Raw genomic sequence first — 18802 nt, forward strand, 5'->3', positions numbered from 1 at the left:
AATGATTATTCTCGCTTTCTGAGCACGAGCGCGATCCCGAGGATCCCGAGGGCTGCGAGCGGTGTCCATCCGGGAACGCCTGCCTTTGTCTTCACCGATCCATTGAAGTCGTACTGCTTCTCAGCATTGTCGGCGGTCGTCTGGGTGTAGACCACCTGCGAGGAGGCGGTCTGGACGGCCAGGGTACCGACACCTTTCTGGTTGACAGTCTGTTGTGTGGTAGCTGATCTGACCGTGGCACTACCTGCGACTGTTGCCTGCTGCCCGGTGCCAGTCGAAGCCACACTGGTCTGTCCGGAGACGTCGACCGGGGTCTGTGTCTCTTCAGGTGTCGGGTGTGCCTTCTCAGAGGCCGGTGCTGCGGTCGGCGTGATCGGTGGGGTCTGTGGGGTCTGGTTGAAGGATGTCAGCAGCGTGCCTGCGGCTGCATGGTCGACCAGCTGGCAGCGCTGATTCACCGCTGAGATCCCGAGTTGCTGCTTGGGACCGACGATTCTCCATCCGTCCTGCTCTTTGTAGACCTCGTTGTAGTAGTAGTCAGATCGCTCGATGTACTGGATCTGGATATAGAAGGAATTGTCATGGACGATGTCCCCTGGTGCGAATTTTGGGTTCTCGACGAAGACCTGTTCGTCCCGATATCCCTGGTAGTTGGTGGACTTGAACTGTGACTCGACCGTCTTCTTATCGGTCGTGACCTTCTGATCGTTCACAATCCTGTACACACTGTTCTGTGCTGGGTAGACATACACCCGTGAGAGGATGTATGCGTCCGGAGCAGTGGAGACATCCCAGACCACATAGAGTTCGTTACCGTTGGTGATCACATCATTGATCTTGAAAGTGAAGTCAGCGTCCTTTGAACCCTGCGTGACGGTGGTCGTCATGGTGACGATTGGTGTCGTTGCTGGTACCGTTACCGTTGGCGACGGTACCGATGTCGTGGTCGCTGGCGTAGTGACAACAGACGTGACCGGGGCGGTGGTCTGCGCGGTGGTATTCGATGGATTACTGGTCTGGGTGGTAAGCGCGGGTGTTGTCGTGTCTATCTGGGCTGGCGTGGTGTTGTCGGCCAGCACGCTCTGACAGAGTGCCATAATTAGCACAGTCAGAATCAAAAAAAACTTTTTACTCTTCACAGATCTTTAATTTTTGAGGGATCACCAGATAAGGTATTTGGTTGAATCACCCCATTTTGTGGGTTTTTTGGTCTTAATCTATCTGATGGTCAAGACTGGGGATCAACTATCATCGATCTCCAAAAAGGTGGGCCCGCCTCAGAGGCAGGTTTGTCACCTTTAGAGTTCGCTCCGGACAATCCCGGTCGCTTCGACCATATGTACAAGTTTGGCAGATGCGGCCTCCCTGATCCGCATCCGCATCCCACAGTCGGGATCGATCAGCAGCCGATTGGCTCCGAACCGATCGACGCCATTTCTGATCAGCCGGGCGATCACGTCGACGCTCTCGACTGAATCTGAGGACGAGTCCAGGCACCCGAGTCCGATCTTTTTCTTCCCGAGATCCCTGGCTGAGAAGAGGTCCAGGTTGGCCGGGCAGGTCGCGAACTCACAGTCATGGATGTCGACCCGGATCGAGAGGATCCGGTCGATTACCTGTGAGAGATCTCCGCAGGTGTGGAGCGCTACCGGTACGGAGACCTGATCTGCGATCAGCTCCACCGCTCGCCCCCCGATATCCAGATCGGGGGCACCGGTCGAGAAGATCGGTTCGTCGATCTGAATCATTGCAACGCCGGCCTCCTCAAGGGCGATCGCCTCGACGACCAGGGCGGTTGCGATGTCTGGGACCAGTTCCTCCCTGGACCTGTAGTGAGGGGTCGCCAGCTGCAGCCCATGGGCAAGCGTCGACGGTCCGGTCAGGATCCCCTTCACATATCGAGTCTTTGTCAGCGCGAACCGGGTATCGTGCACCGTGATCGATCCGGCCGCAGGCAGCACCTTCCCGATCACCTGCTGCCCCCGAACCCCCGGGAGATGGGTGGTGAAGATCTGGATCATCTCGCCTCTGACCTGCCCATCAGAGATGATGTCGACCCCGGCGTTCACCTGGTCGTTGATGGCTGTTTCGAGGGCCGGGCGGAGGGGATCGAGGAGGGCACGCAGCCCCTTTCCCCTGACGACGGGGTAACTCCCGACGACTGTTGTCGGTAGCAGCAGATCAGTCAACGGCATAGTCCAGTTCAGGGGACCAGCCGGTGGCGGTCACGCGGGAAGAGCACGGCTTCTCGAATATTCTGCAGCCCAAGCATCGTCATCACGAGCCGCTCGGCACCGACACCGAATCCGGCGTGCGGAGGCATCCCATATCGGAACGGTCGAAGGTAGAACTCGAAACTCTCTGGAGAGAGTCCTTTGGCGATGATCTGTGATACGAGCAGGTCGTACTGGTGGACCCGCTGCGCCCCACTTGAGAGTTCCATCCGCGGATGCATCAGGTCGAATGCCTTGCAGATGGAGGGATCGTCCTCGTAGGGCATCGCATAATACGGCCGGATTGAACTCGGCCAGTCCGTGATGAAGTAGTGGGCTCCCATCTCTTCTCCAACCGCCCGCTCTGCAGCAGAGCCGAGATCGTCGCCGTATTTGATCGGTTCATCGATCTTCTTTGCGGCGATCTCGATCGCCTCTGCATACGGCAACCTCGTGAACGGTCCCTTTGGCACCTCGAACTCCTCGATCTCAAGGTTGGCGAGCTGGTCCTGACAGGTCTGGGAGATATGCTCGTACGTGGTGATGATCATCTCCTCAAGGAGTGTCATCATGTCGTAATGATCGGCAAATGAGACCTCGACATCGATCGAAGTTGCCTCGTTGAGATGCTTGGTGGTGTTGTGCTCCTCTGCACGGAAGATCGGGCCAATCTCATAGACCTTCTCAAATCCGGCGGCCATCATCATCTGTTTGTACAACTGCGGGCTCTGGTTCAGAAACGCCTCCTTCTCAAAGTAGGCGATCGGGAAGAGTTCGGTCCCTCCCTCGGTGGCTGCTGCCACGATCTTTGGGGTGGTGATCTGGGTGAACTCCCGCTTATGAAGGAACTGCTGGACTGCATGGAGGACTGCCGACCGGATCTCAAATACCGCGGCCACCCGGGGCCGGCGTGCATCTAAGAATCTGACGTCAAGCCTGGTGTCCAGATCGGCTGGCACCTTTTCGACCACGTCGAGGGGCAGCGGGCTGTCGCTTCTGCTCAACACATCGAACGAGGATGGCAGGAGTTCGCGGCCGCCCGGCGCTTTTTCCATTGCTTTCACCTGGCCGGTCACCTGTACGACCGACTCGCGGGAGACCCCTTTGATGGCTGCGAGGACCTCTTCTGATGCTTTCTTCTTTGGGATGGTCACCTGGATGATCCCTGTTCGATCCCTGATCAGGAAGAAGGCCAGGCCGCCGAGGTCCCTGACCTCATGGACCCACCCGATGATCTTCGCATGCTCTGTATCAGGGGTTACCATATTGATTGGAGTCCTCATATCAAACTGATAATAATGGGGTGGGATAGGTATTTGGCTTTGTGGCTAATGGTCGTGTCGACCTGCATAGAGAAGGATAGGTTTAACTGCCGTTCGTTCGAAGATTCCTGCGATACAATGTACTGCAGGGAATGTGGGGCAGAGAACGGAGTGGATGCAGTGTTCTGCAGAAGCTGCGGGGCCAGACTGGTCCCGGATACGCTAAACGGTGTGGAGCGATCGCTGTCAGTGGGAGATGATGGTGCCCCTCTGGTGGAGTTCGCCGGGTTCTGGCTTCGGTTTGGGGCGTACCTGATCGATTCGTTCCTGTTGCTGATCGTCTATGGGTTGCTGGCGATTCCAGCCGTTCTCTTCGTTGAAGACTGGGAGAGTGCCGAGGCCGTAGTGGCCGTGCTGGGCTGGTACATTGCGGTGCTGATCATCACGGTCGCCTACTTCACCTACTTTGAGAGTTCCGCCGCTCAGGCGACTCCCGGCAAACGGGCCGTTGGGATCTTTGTCACGGATCGGGATGGCAACAGGATCACCGGGTACCGTGCCTTTGGGAGGTACTGGGCCAGGGTGCTCTCGTTCCTGATCCTGTACCTCGGCGTCCTTTTGATCGGGTTCACCGATCGGAAGGAGGGGCTCCATGACATCCTGGCTGGAACTCTGGTCTACCGGCAACCTTGCCTGACCACGTTCAAGGGGCGTCTCCCCTGAAAAGAGCAGGGTCTCCGATTTTTTATGCAGCCCCACCCTTTTCTTCTAACAGTTGGTCTCTGATCGTCTCTGGGATCAGAACCGTGCCGATCGCATGGATGACGCCGTTCGCTGCCACGATGTCCGGCCGCTTTACCGGCGTAAGTTCCACGTAAAATATACTTTTTGCCACCGAAAGGGCCAGTTCCCCTCCCTGCAGTGTCCGGAAGATCGCAGTTTCCACAGCATTCTCCGAGAGCACCGTTCCCTCTCCAATATGGAAGAGGAGCAGTTCCCGTGCCAGAGCCGGGTCGCTCTCCAGCAGGTCGAGCGCTGAGTCTGGTAGTTTGACGAATGCCGCGTCCTCGGGTGCAAAAATCGTCAGGGTATCGTCTCCATTGAGGATGTCGGCCACCCCTGAGTCCTCAGCTGCCTTTACAAAGAGTGTAAACCCTCCGTCATGCCGTAGGGTCTCCAAAATCGTCTGATCATTAATCATTGTAGTCCTTTCCTGATATCACGATGATACAGAGTTCACTACTGGTGGTTAATATATAAATTTTTGCAGTTCTCTGCAGAAAAAAAGAGGGTGAGGGTTTGGTGAAAGGGTTATGCCAGATAATCTTCTGGTCTGGGCATCTGTTCCTTAAGGCCCTTCCGCTTCCGGATAGCGATAACAACATCCTTGACGAGGCTATTCGGAACGATCTCAAATCCTGCGAACTCGGTGTTCCACATCGCACGCCCTTCTGTGGCTGAGCGGATATCTCCTGAGAACCCGAAGAGTTCGGCGACCGGAACTCTGCCGACGACGGTGATTGTATCCCCTTCGCTGGTGATGTCGAGCACCGAGCCGCGCCGGCCCTGGATCTGTGATGTTGCGTTCCCCATCTGATCGGTTGGGACGGTGATCGAGATCTTCTGGATCGGCTCAAGGAGCGAGTCGCCTGCATAGAGTATACCGGCCTTGACCGCACTCCGCACCGCAGGGATCACCTGGGCCGGACCACGGTGGATCGCGTCCTCGTGCAGTTTGACATCGACCAGTCGGATCTTCATATTCTGGACCGGTTCGTCTGCCAGTGGCCCGCCCTGGAGTGCTTCGTGCAGACCTTCGAGAATCAGTTCCATCGTCTCGTTCAGGTACTGGACACCCTTTGTCATGTCGATGAAGATGTTGGTCGTCGAGATGTCCTTGATGTTCTTGGCCTCGTCCTTCTCCCAACCGTTGGCAACCAGAATATCACGCCGTTCGATCCAGGTCTGGTTCATCGAGACCTCGCCGTTCCGGATCAGATCCACAATGACCTGGTCTAGAGGTTCGAGTTCCACATAGAACCGGTTGTGCCTGTTCGGGGACTTTCCTTCGATAGGGCCGGCCTTCCTGGTGGCCGTCTCACGGTAGACGACGATCGGCTCGGAGGTGACGATCTCGACACCCTTGTCGCGCTTGATACGGCCGGTGATGATCTCCAGGTGGAGCTCGCCCATACCGCTGATCAGGTGCTCGCCGGTCTCCTCATTGATCGTGATGACCAGGGTTGGATCCTCCTTGGCGACCTGCCTGAGCACTTCGACCAGCTTTGGCAGGTCTTTCATGTTCTTGGCCTCGACCGCGACGGTCATGACTGGTTCACTGTAGTGCGTCAGAGCCTCGAATGGAACCATCTCACGCAGGTTGGTGACGGTCGAACCGACGATGGCATCCTTAAGACCAGTCACTGCAGCGATGTTCCCTGCTGGGAGTTCCTCGACCTCGACCCTGGTTGGTCCCATAAAGATCCCGACCTGCTGGACTCTGTTCGCCTTCATGGCAGAGCCGATGATGTACAGTTCAGTGCCTCGTCTGAGGGTACCGCTGAAGAGACGGCCGGTGGCGACCTCCCCTGCATGCGGATCGAACGAGATATCGGTGACCATCATGGCGATCGGACCATTCGGATCGGCAGTGAGCATCGACTTGCCTTCTACTGACTCCTTGTCCCCGTGCCAGATCACGTTGATACGCCGCTTCTGTGCGTCGAATGGGTCCGGCAGGTGTTTGACGACCATGTCGAGCAGCACTGCATGGAGGGGTGAGCTCTTGGCGAGTGACTTCATGTCGCCTTCGCGACACTTGTTGTAGACATCCTTGAAGGAGACACCGCTCTTCTGCATGAACGGAGCAGAGACTGCCCAGTTGTAGAGGGCTGAACCGAAGGCGACGGTCCCTTTTGCCGCGTCGAGCTTCCAACCGTTGTTGTACATGTCCTCGTTCATGCCCTTGATCAACTTGTTGACCTTATCGATCACCTTGGCGAGACGGACCTGCATCTCCATCTCATCGACCTTCAGCTCGTTGATCAGCCGGTCGACTTTGTTGATGAAGAGCACTGGTACGACCTGTTCTTTGAGGGCCTGTCGCAGCACCGTCTCGGTCTGGGGCATCGTCCCCTCGACCGCGTCGACGACGACGACTGCCCCATCGACAGCTCGCATCGCACGGGTCACGTCCCCGCCGAAGTCCACGTGGCCGGGGGTATCGATCATGTTGATCAGGTACTCCTGACCTTCATACTCGTGGACCATCGAGACGTTGCTGGCATCGATGGTGATCCCACGTGCCTGTTCCTCCGCGTCGGAGTCCATGAAGAGCTGTCTGCCGGCGAGTTCCTCGCTGATCATCCCTGCCCCAGAGAGCAGGTTGTCGGAGAGGGTCGTCTTTCCATGGTCGATATGTGCTACAATCCCGATGTTACGGATGAACTTTGGCTGGCTCATCAGTTCGCTAACTCGGTCTACCATCTTTTTGCCGCGTGCCATTGAAACACCAATAAAAAAGATATTAAAATTATCGTGCGGATTTTGCAATCCGTTCGCGTTCTTCTTTCTTTGCCACTGAATAGGCCTTCGCGTCACCGCGTGCCGCTGACATCAGTTCATCTGCAAGTGCAGATGAGACACTCTTCTTTGTCTTACGGGATGCCTTGTAGACCGCTTCGGTGATGAACTTCAGCGAGCCGTCAACCCTGCGCTGGGGGGCGGTGTCGACTGCCTTGGGCACGTTGATGCCACCGTACTTCAGCCTGACCGTCTCTTCACGGGGACCGCTGTTTGCGACCGCGTCGACGAGCACCTGTGCAGGGTTCTTCTTGGTCTTCTTGGCGATGATCCCAAAGGCGTCCCTGACGATCCTGATGGCCAGCTGCTTCTTGCCGGTGTTCTGTTCGGTCTGCATCAGCCGGTTGATCAGCCGCTCGACGATCAGCATATTGCTCTTGTTGAAGTCAGTCCCTGCAAGTTTGCCACATGAATGGGGCACAATCATGGAGTGCAGGTTCACATACCGCACAAGGGAAGGGTCGGTGATCTGCACTTCGGCAAGGTCCCACTGATTGAAGAGCAGTTTTCTGCTCGGGGTGGGGGTCGTTTCTGTCTCTGTGGTTACGTTCTCGATTTCTTCCATAGTGCTCACCGTCTCGGCTTCTCTTTCCTGCCGATCACCATCTCGTGGAGGCAGACATTGTTCACGCTGGTCACAACGAATCTGACCCCTGGGATATCACCCATCGAACGGCCCAGTCTTCCACCGATCCCTTCGACCTCGACCTCGTCGTGTTCATCGATGAAGTTGATGGCGCCGTCGCCTGCTGCAAACGCGGTAATCTGGCGGCCGTTCTTGATCAGCTGTACACGAACGCACTTTCTGATCGCAGAGTTCGGCTGCTTGGCCTCGACACCGACCTTCTCAAGTACGATGCCCCGTGCCTGCGGTGCTCCCTCGAGGGGATCGGATTTAATATCGAGCTGGAGGAGCCTGCGTGCATAGTTCACGTCGCTCCACCTGAATTTCATTGAGTCGCGCTTCAGTTTTCTGGCGGCAAATTTACCCTGTCCCATGCAATACCCTCTTATCCTTTGATTTTTCTATATTCTGAGAACCTTTTGCTCAGTCTTTTGAGATTAATACAATGGCGCGGAACGGATTTATATATTATTATACTTCTGTTCCTGCTTGCTTATATCAATCGATCTTGCTAATTAATAATATATCCTACTCGGATCCACTACTATATGATGAATACCAGGATCTATAAAGAGGTGCACTTCGATGCGAGCCACCGCCTCTTCCATTATCGGGGGAAGTGTCACAACCTCCACGGTCATCGCTGGAAGGTCGAGGTCTGGATCGAAGGATCTCCTGATCCGGTCTCATGTATTCTTGTCGATTACAATACAATAAAAGAGACGGTCGAACAGTTCGACCATCAGATCATTCTGAATCAGGAGGATCCGATGGTCCAGGCGATCACACCGTTCCAAGAGGTCGTGACGGTTCCCGGCGACCCGACCAGCGAACTGCTGGCTACAGAACTCGCAGGGATGATCGACCAGAAGTGCCAGGATCTCGGGCTCGATGCCCATGTCAGACAGATCCGGGTCTGGGAGTCGCCGACCTGCTATGCAGAGTTGATGCTATGAAGATCAGTGAGATCTTTCTCTCCCTGCAGGGAGAGGGAGTCTATCAGGGAAAGGCCTGTATCTTCATCCGGCTCTCCGGCTGCAACCTCTCCTGTTCCTGGTGCGATACCCGGTACGCCTGTACTCTGGGGGAGGAGATGACCACCGAGCAGGTGCTGGAGCGGGTGAGTGAGGAGAATTGTTCCCTGATCTGTATCACCGGCGGGGAGCCGCTGCTCCAGCAGGATCAACTTCTTCCGCTGCTGAAGGCTCTTGAGGACCGCGGGTATATTGTCGGGATCGAGACCAATGGAACTATCGATTTCATCGCATCGGGGGAGTATGCCTCGATCTGTATGGACGTTAAATGCCCATCCTCAGGTGAAACATCCGACCTCTCCCTCCTTGAACACATTCGTGTCACCGACAGCGTGAAATTCGTGGTCAAAGACCAGCAGGACTGTGCCTATGCCGAATCGGTGATCCGGGACCATCCGATCAAAGGGACGATATTCTTCTCGCCGGTCTTTGGATCAGAATATACCGCCCTCGCCTCGTTTGTGCTGACCCGCCATCTGCCGGTCACGTTTCAGATGCAACTTCACAAGATCATCGGAGTGAAATAACAATGAAAGCAGTATGTTTACTATCTGGGGGGATGGACTCATCCACCCTCGCCTATGTTGCAAAGGATATGGGCTACCATATCCATGCCCTCCACCTCAACTACGGTCAGAGGACTGAAAAGAAGGAACTGCAGTCGGCCACTGCGATCGCCCGGTCGCTCTCAGCCGAGGAGTTCATCCCGCTCGACCTCGGTTACTTCAAAGCCTTTGGCAAGAGTAGCCTGACCGATCCCGCCATCGATGTCGACGTCTTCGACGAGAACCGGCCGGAGCTTCCGAATACCTATGTGCCGTTCCGAAATGCCAACCTCCTCTCAATCGCGACCTCATTTGCCGAGTCGCGGGATGCCGATGCTATCTTCATCGGGGTGCAGGCTCTCGACTATAGCGGCTACCCTGACTGCCGGCCGGCCTTCATCCAGGCCTTTCAACAGGTGATGGATCTCGGGACCGCCGACGGCACCCATATCGACCTGCTGACCCCGTTTATCGGGCTGACCAAGACCGATATCTTACGGAAGGGGCTTGACCTCGGGGTTCCGTACGAACATACCTGGTCCTGCTACCAGAACGAGGAGAAGGCCTGTGGGGTCTGCGGATCCTGCCACTTCCGGCAGAAGGCCTTCGCCGAACTGGGGCTCTCTGACCCGATCCCGTATGAGGAGTGAAGATGGAGGTCTACCGGTCCCGCCGCCTGAGCGTCGAGGAGAAAGAGTTCAGCCTTCCCGACGGGCGCGTGCGCAACTATGTGGTCGTCCATCCTGGTTCGGCGGTGGCGATGCTTCCGGTCATCGGCGAGGACTGCCTGTTGATCAGGCAGTACCGATACGCGATCGACGGGTTCCTGTACGAGGTGCCGGCAGGGACGATGGAGCCCGGCGAGACCCCTGTGGAGACAGCCCATCGGGAGATGATCGAGGAGACCGGTTTTGCCGCCGGGAAGCTCTCCGCTCTCGGGACGATTCTCACGACCCCCGGTTTCTCCGACGAACAGATCCATCTCTTCAAAGCCACCGACCTGACCCCCTCTTCTCTGTATCCGCAGGATGAAGACGAGGTGATCGAGGTGGAACGGCTTTCGCTCGCTGCGGCGTGGATGATGGTGGTCGATGGAACGATCATCGATGCCAAGACGATCTGTATGCTGGCGCAGTGCCGGGGATGATCTGATGGGACACCGATCACTCCTCTGCCTCTGTTGCCTGCTGATAATTCTCTTCGCAGCCGCAGCCGGTTGCATCGGTGAAGAGAAGAACAAGGTCCAGAACACGATCCCTCAGAACACCACGACCACATCGACCCCCTCGTACACGGTCGACAATGCCGGTCATCTCTCGATCCAGCGGTCGCCCTCGGCTGTCAACGAGACTGTACTGATACTGAACGATACCCTGACACTCACCCAGGTGGTGCTGCTCACCCCTGAGGGGAATGTATCCTGTCTCCTCTCGACACCGGCGCACCCGAAGGCGGCCTTCGTCTTCGCCCCGGGGGCCCAGGAGAAGGCGATGGGGCATCTGTCGCAGATGGTCAGGTATGCCCAGGCAGGGTACGCGTTCCTCTTCGTCGACATCAGAGGGAACGGCGGGGATACGCCGGGGTACCCCCTCGATCCGCAGAAAGACTACCAGCAGTTCAAAGCCGGAGCCTGGCCTGAGTACTACCTGACTGTTGCAGATCTCTCCGATGCCCGGGCCTATCTGAACCGGACGCTGGGTGTACCGGTGATGGCAATTGGATCCTCAAACGGCGGGCGGTACGCGGCGATCGCCGCCGCGATCGATCCGGACTTCGCCGGGTACATCGGGGTCTCGACTTCGTCGTTTGCAATCTCGGCCGACGGGGCGCCTGACGATGGTCGGCGTTTCCTGACCAGCATTGACCCCGGGAATTATCTTGGTTCGATCTCGCCGCGTCCGATCTGGATCTTCCATGCCGAAAAGGACCCGATCATTCCCTATGCCGATGGTCAGGAGTTCTTTTCCCACGCGAAGGACCCCAAGGAGTTCATCCCGTTCAACGGGGACCATGGGATGAACAGCGAGGTGGATACCGGGGTGCTGGAAAGATGCGCTCATCTTTATGGCAGTACATCCCCAATTAATAACAGCTCAGAGAGTCGGTGAACCCAGATGAATGAAGAACCAGTGATCGATGAGGCACGCCGCCGCTATGATTTTAAAAAGACCCTCGAGAAACTTGAGGCCAAGGAGGGGAGCGGGACCGAACTGATCACGCTCTATATCCCTCCGGATAAGCAGATCTACGACGTGACCGCCCAGCTGCGGGACGAGTTCGGGCAGTGCTCGAACATCAAGAGCAAGCAGACCAGGACCAATGTGCAGAGCGCGATCTCCTCGATCCTCTCGCGACTTAAATACTACAAACGGCCCCCCGAGAAGGGTATGGCGATCTTCTGCGGTACGATCCTGCTTGGTGGGGACCGAACAGATCTCGAGTGTACGGTCATCGAGCCGCCTGAACCGCTGAACCTGTACATGTACCGCTGTTCTTCGAACTTCGAGCTCGAACCCCTCCGGGAGATGCTCGAGGAAAAATCGGTGTACGGGCTGCTCGTGCTGGACCGGCGTGAATCCTACTGGGGTTTTCTCCGCGGTAACCGGATCGATCCCATCGGCGGGTCGACCTCGACGGTTCCGGGCAAGCAGCGGAAAGGGGGTCAGTCATCGGCTCGTTTCCAGCGACTTCGTGAGATCGCCATCAACGAATTCTATAACAAGGTCGGCGAACGGTCGAGTGCGGTCTTCCTGGCAGAGAAGGACTTCTTCGAGCGGTTCAAAGGGGTGCTGATCGGTGGACCGTCTCCGACAAAGGAGGAGTTCGAGGCCGGCAACTACCTCCACCACGAGGTTCAGAAGCGGGTGATCGGCCTCTTCGATATCTCCTATACCAACGAGAGCGGCCTCGCCGAACTGGTCGACGCAGCGCAGGACGCCCTGAAGGGTGTCGAGGTGATGAAGGAGAAGGCGGTGATGAACCGGTTTCTCAAGGAACTGGTGAAGGACGACGGAGTCGCCGCCTATGGTGAGGCTTCGGTCCGGAAGAACCTTGAGCTCGGCGCCGTCGAGACCCTGATCCTCTCGGCAAGTCTTCGGGAGGTCCGGCTGAAGACCTCCTGTCATGCCTGCGGCTATACCAACGAGATGACCGTGAAGACAGCCCCGGGCGAACATACGCAGAACCGAGACCTCGGCAACTGCCCCGACTGCAGCGCCCCCCTTGAACTGGCAGAAGAGAACGATATCATCGATGAACTGACCCTGCTGGCAGACCAGTCCTCCACCAAGGTGGAGATCATATCAGACGACTTTGAGGAGGGTTCGATCCTGTACACTGCGTTCGGCGGGATCGCGGCACTCCTCAGATACAGGACCGGATACTGATGTTCACAGAGACCTATACCCTGATTGAACGCGTGCTCAAGGCATGCACTGATGAGACGGAGATCGCCCTGACGGACGGTGGCGAGCATGCAGACCTCGCATCGACGGTAGCTTTCGCCCTTGCAAAGAAGCGGCACCAGGCCCCGAAGGTGATCGCCGAGGAACTGGCTGTGACGCTCGCTGCGAACCCGGAACTGGCTGGTATCCGGGTCGAGGCGCTCGGTCCGTACCTGAACTTCTCGTTTGGTCCGAAGTATCTGGAGGAGACCCTGAAGGCCGCTGTACAGGACAATTTCGGCACAGCTCCGACAAAGCCGGTCAGGATCGTGCTCGAGCACACCAGTGCCAACCCGAATGGTCCCCTGCATGTCGGGCATATCAGGAACTCGATCCTCGGGGATACTCTGGCCCGGGCGTTCCGGAAGGCTGGCTACCGGGTCGAGGTCCAGTATTATGTGAACGATATGGGCCGTCAGATCGCGATCGTGGCCTATGGGTTCGATCACCTGGACACCGGTGCAAAACCCGGGGAGAAGGCGGACCACCATATTGCTCGCGTCTATGTCGCAGCGAACCGCGACCTGGAGGCAAACCCTGATAAGGGGGCTGAGATCGACGAGCGGATGCAGTTGATCGAGAAGCGCGATCCGGCGACCGCCACCCAGTTCCGTGAGCTGGTCAGCCGCTGCCTGGACGGCTTCAAGGTCACCATGCAGGGGCTGAACGTCAAGCACGACCGGTTCATCTGGGAGAGCGACTTCGTAAAGATTGGGGATATGGAGAAGGTTCTCGGGCGGCTGGCGAAGATCCCGCAGGCGGTTCCACCGACGGAGGAGGACGGGACCTTCTCGCTCGACCTCTCCTCGTGTGGATATAAGAAGTCCTATGTGCTCCGCCGGAGCGATGGGACCTCGGTCTATGCGGCCCGCGACCTCGCCTACCATATCTGGAAGGGGAGGAACTTCGACCGGGTGATCGATGTGCTCGGGGCCGATCACAAACTGATCACCGGGCAACTGGTCTGTACGCTCCGGTTGATCGCTGAGAAGCCGCCGGAGGTCGTTCACTTCGAGTTCGTCTCCCTTCCGGAGGGGTCGATGTCCACCAGGGCAGGCACCTTCGTCTCGGCTGACGAACTGATCGAGGAGATGCAGAAACGGGCCATCGAAGAGGTGCAGGTGCGCAGACCCGAGATCCCGGTTGAAGAGCGCGACGCAATCGCGGCCTCGGTGGCGCGGGCCGCGATCAGGTACGATATCATCAAGGTCTCGCCTGAGAAATCGACGGTCTTCGACTGGAAGGAGGCGCTCGACTTCGACCGCCAGAGCGGTCCCTACGTCCAGTACGCCCATGCCCGGGCCTGCAGCATCCTCGATCGTGCCGGCCCGTTCCAGGAGCGGTACGATCTGCTCGAGAGCCCGTATGAGATCGCACTGGTGAAGCATATCGCAAAATTCCCCTCTATCATCGAGTCCGTGGTCCGGGACCTGCGCCCGCACATGCTGGCCACCTATGCCCGGGACCTGGCCGATCTCTTCAACACCTTCTACCACTACGACCCGGTGCTGAAGGGCGAGGGGCCTGTCCGCGAGAGCCGGCTGACGCTGGTGCTGGCTGCAGAGAAGACTCTGAAGGAAGTGCTGGAGACCCTCGGTATCGATGCACTCAGATCCATGTGAGTCGCTCCGGAGGCAGGGGTACCAGTTCTTCTCCCCCCGTTCCTCTGCTGCCGTGAAACCCTGTCTCTGGTGCATCCGTGCGCTGAAAGGGGGAGAGATGTGTTACAAGCACCAGTTCTATGGGATCGAGAGCCACCGGTGTGTGCAGATGACCCCGACACTCAAGTGCAACCAGCGCTGTCTCTTCTGCTGGCGTTCGTTCGAGCACGAGGTCGAGGAAGAGACCGAGTGCACCCCGGAGGAGATCCTGGCCGGGGTGGCACGGCTCCAGTTGAAAGGGCTGGCCGGGTACAAGGTCTCGCCTGATGTCACCGCAGAACGGTTCGATCAAGCGATCCATCCGAGACATATTGCGATCTCGCTGGCCGGCGAGCCGACCGGATACAGTCGGCTCCCCGAACTGATCGATCTCTTTTCAGGGGAACAGTACACTACCTTCTTAGTTTCCAACGGGACACGCCCGTGGGTGTTGCGGAAGTGTAAGCCGTACCAGATGTACGTCTCGCTCGATGCCCCGAACGAGGCGATCTATAAACGGCTCTGTCAACCACGGGGGGACTACTGGGAACTGGTGCAGGAGTCGCTCTCCCTGCTCGGGAGTCGGAGATCGGCGATACGGATCACCCTGGTCGCCGGGATCAATGACACCGACCCGGCCGGGTTCGCCGCGATGATCGCGGACGCGGCCCCGACCTATGTCGAGGTGAAAGGGTATATGTATCTCGGATCCAGTAGAAATCGTCTACAGCAGGGGCATATGCCGGATCATCAGAAGGTCCGGGGATTTGCAGAGCAGATCGGCAGGTATGCCGGATATACGATCAAGGATGAACACCCTGGGAGCAGGGTCGTGTGTATGGAGAGAGCCAGATGAGATTTGACGTAGAAGCGTATCGGAAACGTGCGAAAGAAGACTTTGAAGGGGCATGGCATCAGGGGCCGGAGGTTTTGACCCCGGCCGGGTATCAGCACCGGTATCCACATCTGCAGTACCAGCGTGCCCGGGAGCATCCGATCTTCGCGATGATCAATGCGCTCCGCCAGACCTACCTCTCGCTCGGCTTCGACGAGTGCGCCAACCCGGTGATCATTGAGGAGCAGGACGTGTACCGGCAGTTCGGACCTGAAGCGATGGCCGTGCTGGATCGGGTCTTCTACCTGGGTGGGCTTCCGCGTCCCAACGTCGGGATCGCAAGGGGTCAGCTCGATCAGATCAACGAGTTGCTTGGTCGCGAGATGACCGCGGAGACTGAGGAACACCTGCGCGAGACCCTTCACGCCTACAAGAAGTCGACGATCGATGGCGACGACCTGACCCATGAACTGGCCGTGGTGTTGGAGACCGACGACGCACGGGTGGTACATATCCTGGACAGCGTCTTCCCGGAGTTCCGCTCGCTCTGCCCTGAGTCGTCCCGTTCGACGCTGCGGAGCCATATGACCAGCGGCTGGTTCATGACGCTCGGCTCGATCTGGGAGCGGACACCCCTGCCGATCAAACTCTTCTCGGTCGACCGGTGCTTCCGCCGCGAGCAGGCCGAGGGGCCGACCCGGCTGATGAGTTATCACTCGGCCTCCTGCGTGATCGCCGGTGAGGATGTGACCCTTGAGGATGGCAAGGCGGTCAGCGAGGCCCTCCTCTCTGCGTTTGGGTACACCGATTTCCGGTTCCAGCCCGACGAGAAACGGTCCAAGTATTATATGCCCGACACCCAGACTGAGGTCTACGCCCGTCACCCGGTCCATGACTGGGTCGAGGTGGCCACGTTCGGGATGTACTCCCCGTCGGCGCTCGCCGAGTACGGGATTGGGGTGCCGGTGATGAACCTGGGACTTGGTGTCGAACGGCTCGCGATGATCCACTACCATGCCGATGATGTCAGGCAGTTGACCCATCCGCAGTTCTTCCCGCGGGTGCTCACCGACCGTGAACTGGCCGCTGGGATCACCCTCCGCGAGGAGCCGGCCTCGGTCGAGGGGCGTCACCTCGCGCTGGCCGTCGAAGCGGTGGCCAGGGCTCACGCCACCGAGCCCGGTCCCTGTTCCTTTTTGGCCTGGGAGGGAACCCTCTTCGGCCGGCAGGTCCGAGTCTCTGTCGAAGAGCCGGAGGAGAACTCCAAACTGCTCGGCCCGGCCTGCGCAAACGAGATCTTCGTGTACCAGGGCTCGGTGCTCGGGGTGCCTGACGCTGATAAGTGGCAGACGGTCAGGACCGATGGGGTGTCGACCGGGATCACCTACCTCGGTGCCGCTGCGGCGATGGCGGCTGCACGGATCGAGGAGGCCGCCCGGTGCGGCCAGGGGACGACCGTCCAGGTGAAGATGGCGAAGCTCCCGAGTGATATCAACCTGCAGATCAGAGAGTATGCGATGCGGTCGATCACCGACACTAAAAAGAAGATCGATGTCCGGGGACCGGTGTTTCTGACCGTTCGGTCAGTTATCCCCGACAACCTTTGAGAACTGGATATTGCCGGCCCCGATCTCGGTCTTGATCGGGATCCCCAGTTCCACGCAGTTTCCTATCAGGTTCATCCCGCTGTATGAGACGATGGAGATTCGGTGCGGGTCTGGCGGGACATTGAAGACTGTCTGTCCCATCTCCACCGGTAAGACGAACCCATTGTTGCGCATCGCATTGATCAGGTCACTGACCTGTGATTCTGCAGGCAGCGGCACCTGCCTGATGTTGGCGAGGGCGATCCCACTCCTGGTGGTGACCAGCGGCTTGATCGCGGTCAGCCCCGAGGAGATGAAGAGCTGGAGCGGGTCGATGGTCGTCCCACGATAGCCGATCAGGTTGGTGAACTCGATGGCCTTTCTGTTTTCAACGGCCAGGGTCCCACCGTACGCGACCTTGACCGGGATCCCGTGCTGCTGAAAGACTCCATCCATCGTGATCGAGCAGAGGGTGATGAACCCAACATGTCCTGCCGGCACCTTGGGGTGCCGGTCGATGATCCGGTATGCGTTGAAGAACCCGCAGCCTGCATCGATCACCTGGTCGAACGCGGCCGTAACCTCGTCGACCCGTTCCTCCGGAATCGTCGAGAGGTTGTAAGCGACGTCCCCGGTGCCGGTGATCGGGTTGAACGTGGACCTGAATGCGAGACGTTCCAGTTTTGAGATGATGAATCCGATCCGGTCATCGACCAGGGCCTGGTCCGTCTCGGAGAGTCCCTGCTCGGTCAGCAGCCTCCCCTGGTTCCCGACCTTTCTGGTGAATCCGGCATCGTCCAGGTACCGGAGGTAATACTGGACGGCTCGATCGCTCAGAATAAATCCCCGTTCAGCCATGAGTTCGCTGAGCCTCTTGGCCCCGACTGGTTCTTCGTGGTCCTTGAGGATTCTGAGGATCTCAATACATTTCCGTTCAGTTTTTATCATGGTCATTTTGCCTGTACAGCCCCCTGGCTGTCCTGGTACTGCCCTTCATAGGACCGCCCGCCCCCGCTCACCTGGTGAAAGATGATCTGGACGACCCGGTCTCCTCTCTTCAGGACGACCTCCTCCTCCCCGAGCAGCGTCAGGGCAAGGGTCAACTGCCCCCGAAACCCGGGGTCGACGAATCCCCCGCCGAGCAGCACCCCCCGCCGGGCGAACGAGGACCTGCACCGCATCACTGCAGCCAGCACAGGTGGGAGTTCGACTCGTTCCAGGCTCGGGACCAGTGTGCAGACCCCGCATGAGAGGACGATATCCTCTCCTGCCCGCAGATCATAGGAGGCCGGTTGCAGGGACGCTTCTGAGAACGGGGTGATGATCAACTGCCGCTCCGGGTCCGTACAGGTTCGGTGTTCTTCTATCTGATGCGCTGAAAGGATCATATAATTATTCTAATGGCAGGATAGACTTAATATCCTTCGATAATATAATGGTTAACGCAACATCTCTGGCCTGCCAGAGGATGCTGTGGGAACTGATCGAGGAAGGCATGGATGAAGGATCCCGCTGGTCTTTGACGTTGGTATACTGCAGGTGGATCCATAGGGTAGTGGATATCCTCTTGGGCTTCGAACCCAAGGACCCGGGTTCGAATCCCGGTGGGTCCGTGATACCGAATGCCGCGCAAAATCAACTGGTGTCCTTTTTTAAGATATTCCCTGACAAGCCCTGCGATCAGTGCATATTCCAGTGGATATATCGATGTTTCCTGTGATGATCTGCTGGGTGTCACCCCGGTGGTGGCAGATTTTTACGAAAAAATTAATTACCTCCGTGTCCTTTGAATAATAGAACGTCTTGGTATACCTCCTGACATGGGCGGGTATGGTAAGGATTGCCGCATAATAGTACTATCTGTGGCAATGGTATCGGGAGTTGAACATGATGCACCATCAGAAGAACAAGGGATTCGCATATGAGTCCGACCAGTCCTCTTTTGTAGTCTCGTTTCTCCTCAGGGTTTCCTCTCAATTCCAGATACTGTCCTCATTACCACCACCCCTCTCTGGGAGGTATCCCGCATCAACTGAT

Annotated in this window: 19 protein-coding genes and 1 tRNA gene; 11 read left to right on the forward strand and 9 right to left on the reverse strand. The window is 57.7% G+C overall.

Annotation, left to right across the window (positions count from 1 at the left end; genetic code table 11):
* Positions 1-5: 5 nt before the first annotated feature.
* The 3 genes from MPAL_RS01390 to aspS form a co-directional block, all read right to left on the reverse strand.
* A complete protein-coding gene (locus MPAL_RS01390; RefSeq protein ID WP_012616976.1) occupies positions 6-1097 on the reverse strand; it encodes a hypothetical protein in 1092 nt (363 codons plus the stop codon).
* 201 nt (positions 1098-1298) lie between these two features.
* Entirely contained in the window at positions 1299-2195 is an 897-nt protein-coding gene (locus tag MPAL_RS01400; protein ID WP_012616977.1) for a methionine synthase, read from the reverse strand.
* 8 nt (positions 2196-2203) lie between these two features.
* Complete coding sequence (gene aspS, locus MPAL_RS01405; protein ID WP_048145021.1) at positions 2204-3496, reverse strand: aspartate--tRNA(Asn) ligase; 1293 nt, start codon at positions 3494-3496, stop codon at positions 2204-2206.
* 117 nt (positions 3497-3613) lie between these two features.
* Here aspS and MPAL_RS16640 point away from each other — a divergent pair, with 117 nt between their 5' ends.
* On the forward strand, positions 3614-4198 hold the full coding sequence (locus tag MPAL_RS16640; protein WP_048145025.1) for an RDD family protein: 585 nt from the start codon (positions 3614-3616) through the stop codon (positions 4196-4198).
* Positions 4199-4220: 22 nt separating this feature from the next.
* Here the strand turns inward: MPAL_RS16640 and MPAL_RS01415 are convergent, their stop codons facing one another.
* From MPAL_RS01415 to MPAL_RS01430, 4 genes are all read right to left on the reverse strand, one after another.
* On the reverse strand, positions 4221-4676 hold the full coding sequence (locus MPAL_RS01415) for a fasciclin domain-containing protein (protein ID WP_012616980.1): 456 nt from the start codon (positions 4674-4676) through the stop codon (positions 4221-4223).
* Positions 4677-4786: 110 nt separating this feature from the next.
* The gene (locus tag MPAL_RS01420) at positions 4787-6979 is read right to left on the reverse strand and encodes an elongation factor EF-2 (RefSeq protein WP_012616981.1); all 2193 of its coding nucleotides are present in this window, start codon (positions 6977-6979) and stop codon (positions 4787-4789) included.
* A gap of 28 nt (positions 6980-7007) precedes the next feature.
* Positions 7008-7622: a 30S ribosomal protein S7 gene (locus MPAL_RS01425; protein WP_012616982.1), complete on the reverse strand. Its 615-nt coding sequence runs from the start codon at positions 7620-7622 to the stop codon at positions 7008-7010.
* Between the two features lie 5 nt (positions 7623-7627).
* Positions 7628-8056, reverse strand: coding sequence for a 30S ribosomal protein S12 (locus MPAL_RS01430; RefSeq protein ID WP_012616983.1), 429 nt, complete (start codon positions 8054-8056; stop codon positions 7628-7630).
* 177 nt (positions 8057-8233) lie between these two features.
* Here MPAL_RS01430 and MPAL_RS01435 point away from each other — a divergent pair, with 177 nt between their 5' ends.
* Genes MPAL_RS01435 through sepS form a run of 9 tightly spaced genes read left to right on the forward strand, consistent with a single transcriptional unit; the run spans position 8234 to position 16786 of the window.
* Entirely contained in the window at positions 8234-8638 is a 405-nt protein-coding gene (locus tag MPAL_RS01435) for a 6-carboxytetrahydropterin synthase (RefSeq protein ID WP_048145557.1), read from the forward strand.
* Positions 8635-9243, forward strand: coding sequence for a 7-carboxy-7-deazaguanine synthase QueE (locus MPAL_RS01440; protein ID WP_012616985.1), 609 nt, complete (start codon positions 8635-8637; stop codon positions 9241-9243). The genes MPAL_RS01435 and MPAL_RS01440 overlap by 4 nt, the downstream gene beginning before the upstream one ends.
* A 2-nt stretch (positions 9244-9245) precedes the next feature.
* Positions 9246-9911, forward strand: a complete 666-nt coding sequence (gene queC / locus MPAL_RS01445) for a 7-cyano-7-deazaguanine synthase QueC (RefSeq protein WP_012616986.1) — start codon at positions 9246-9248, stop codon at positions 9909-9911.
* Positions 9912-9913: 2 nt separating this feature from the next.
* Entirely contained in the window at positions 9914-10408 is a 495-nt protein-coding gene (locus tag MPAL_RS01450) for an NUDIX hydrolase (RefSeq protein ID WP_012616987.1), read from the forward strand.
* Positions 10409-10412: 4 nt separating this feature from the next.
* A complete protein-coding gene (locus tag MPAL_RS01455) occupies positions 10413-11369 on the forward strand; it encodes an alpha/beta hydrolase family protein (protein ID WP_012616988.1) in 957 nt (318 codons plus the stop codon).
* A gap of 6 nt (positions 11370-11375) precedes the next feature.
* Entirely contained in the window at positions 11376-12647 is a 1272-nt protein-coding gene (gene prf1, locus MPAL_RS01460) for a peptide chain release factor aRF-1 (RefSeq protein ID WP_012616989.1), read from the forward strand.
* Positions 12647-14326, forward strand: coding sequence for an arginine--tRNA ligase (argS, locus tag MPAL_RS01465; protein ID WP_012616990.1), 1680 nt, complete (start codon positions 12647-12649; stop codon positions 14324-14326). Before prf1 ends, argS begins: the two co-directional genes overlap by 1 nt.
* Positions 14307-15200, forward strand: coding sequence for a 4-demethylwyosine synthase TYW1 (twy1, locus tag MPAL_RS01470; protein WP_012616991.1), 894 nt, complete (start codon positions 14307-14309; stop codon positions 15198-15200). Before argS ends, twy1 begins: the two co-directional genes overlap by 20 nt.
* The gene (gene sepS / locus MPAL_RS01475; protein ID WP_012616992.1) at positions 15197-16786 is read left to right on the forward strand and encodes an O-phosphoserine--tRNA ligase; all 1590 of its coding nucleotides are present in this window, start codon (positions 15197-15199) and stop codon (positions 16784-16786) included. The genes twy1 and sepS overlap by 4 nt, the downstream gene beginning before the upstream one ends.
* On the opposite strand, the gene MPAL_RS01480 is transcribed toward sepS, so the two are convergent.
* Together MPAL_RS01480 and MPAL_RS01485 are read right to left on the reverse strand one after the other, a co-directional pair.
* Entirely contained in the window at positions 16763-17713 is a 951-nt protein-coding gene (locus tag MPAL_RS01480) for a DUF128 domain-containing protein (RefSeq protein ID WP_012616993.1), read from the reverse strand. The two genes, sepS and MPAL_RS01480, sit on opposite strands and share 24 nt — an antisense overlap.
* Before the next feature lie 2 nt (positions 17714-17715).
* A complete protein-coding gene (locus MPAL_RS01485) occupies positions 17716-18153 on the reverse strand; it encodes a dCTP deaminase (RefSeq protein ID WP_012616994.1) in 438 nt (145 codons plus the stop codon).
* A gap of 153 nt (positions 18154-18306) precedes the next feature.
* On the opposite strand from MPAL_RS01485, the gene MPAL_RS01490 reads away from it, so the two are divergent.
* A tRNA-Arg gene (locus MPAL_RS01490) sits at positions 18307-18378 on the forward strand.
* The last annotated feature ends 424 nt before the right edge of the window (positions 18379-18802 follow it).

This window comes from Methanosphaerula palustris E1-9c, from assembly GCF_000021965.1.
Taxonomy (GTDB): Archaea; Halobacteriota; Methanomicrobia; order Methanomicrobiales; family Methanospirillaceae; genus Methanosphaerula; species Methanosphaerula palustris.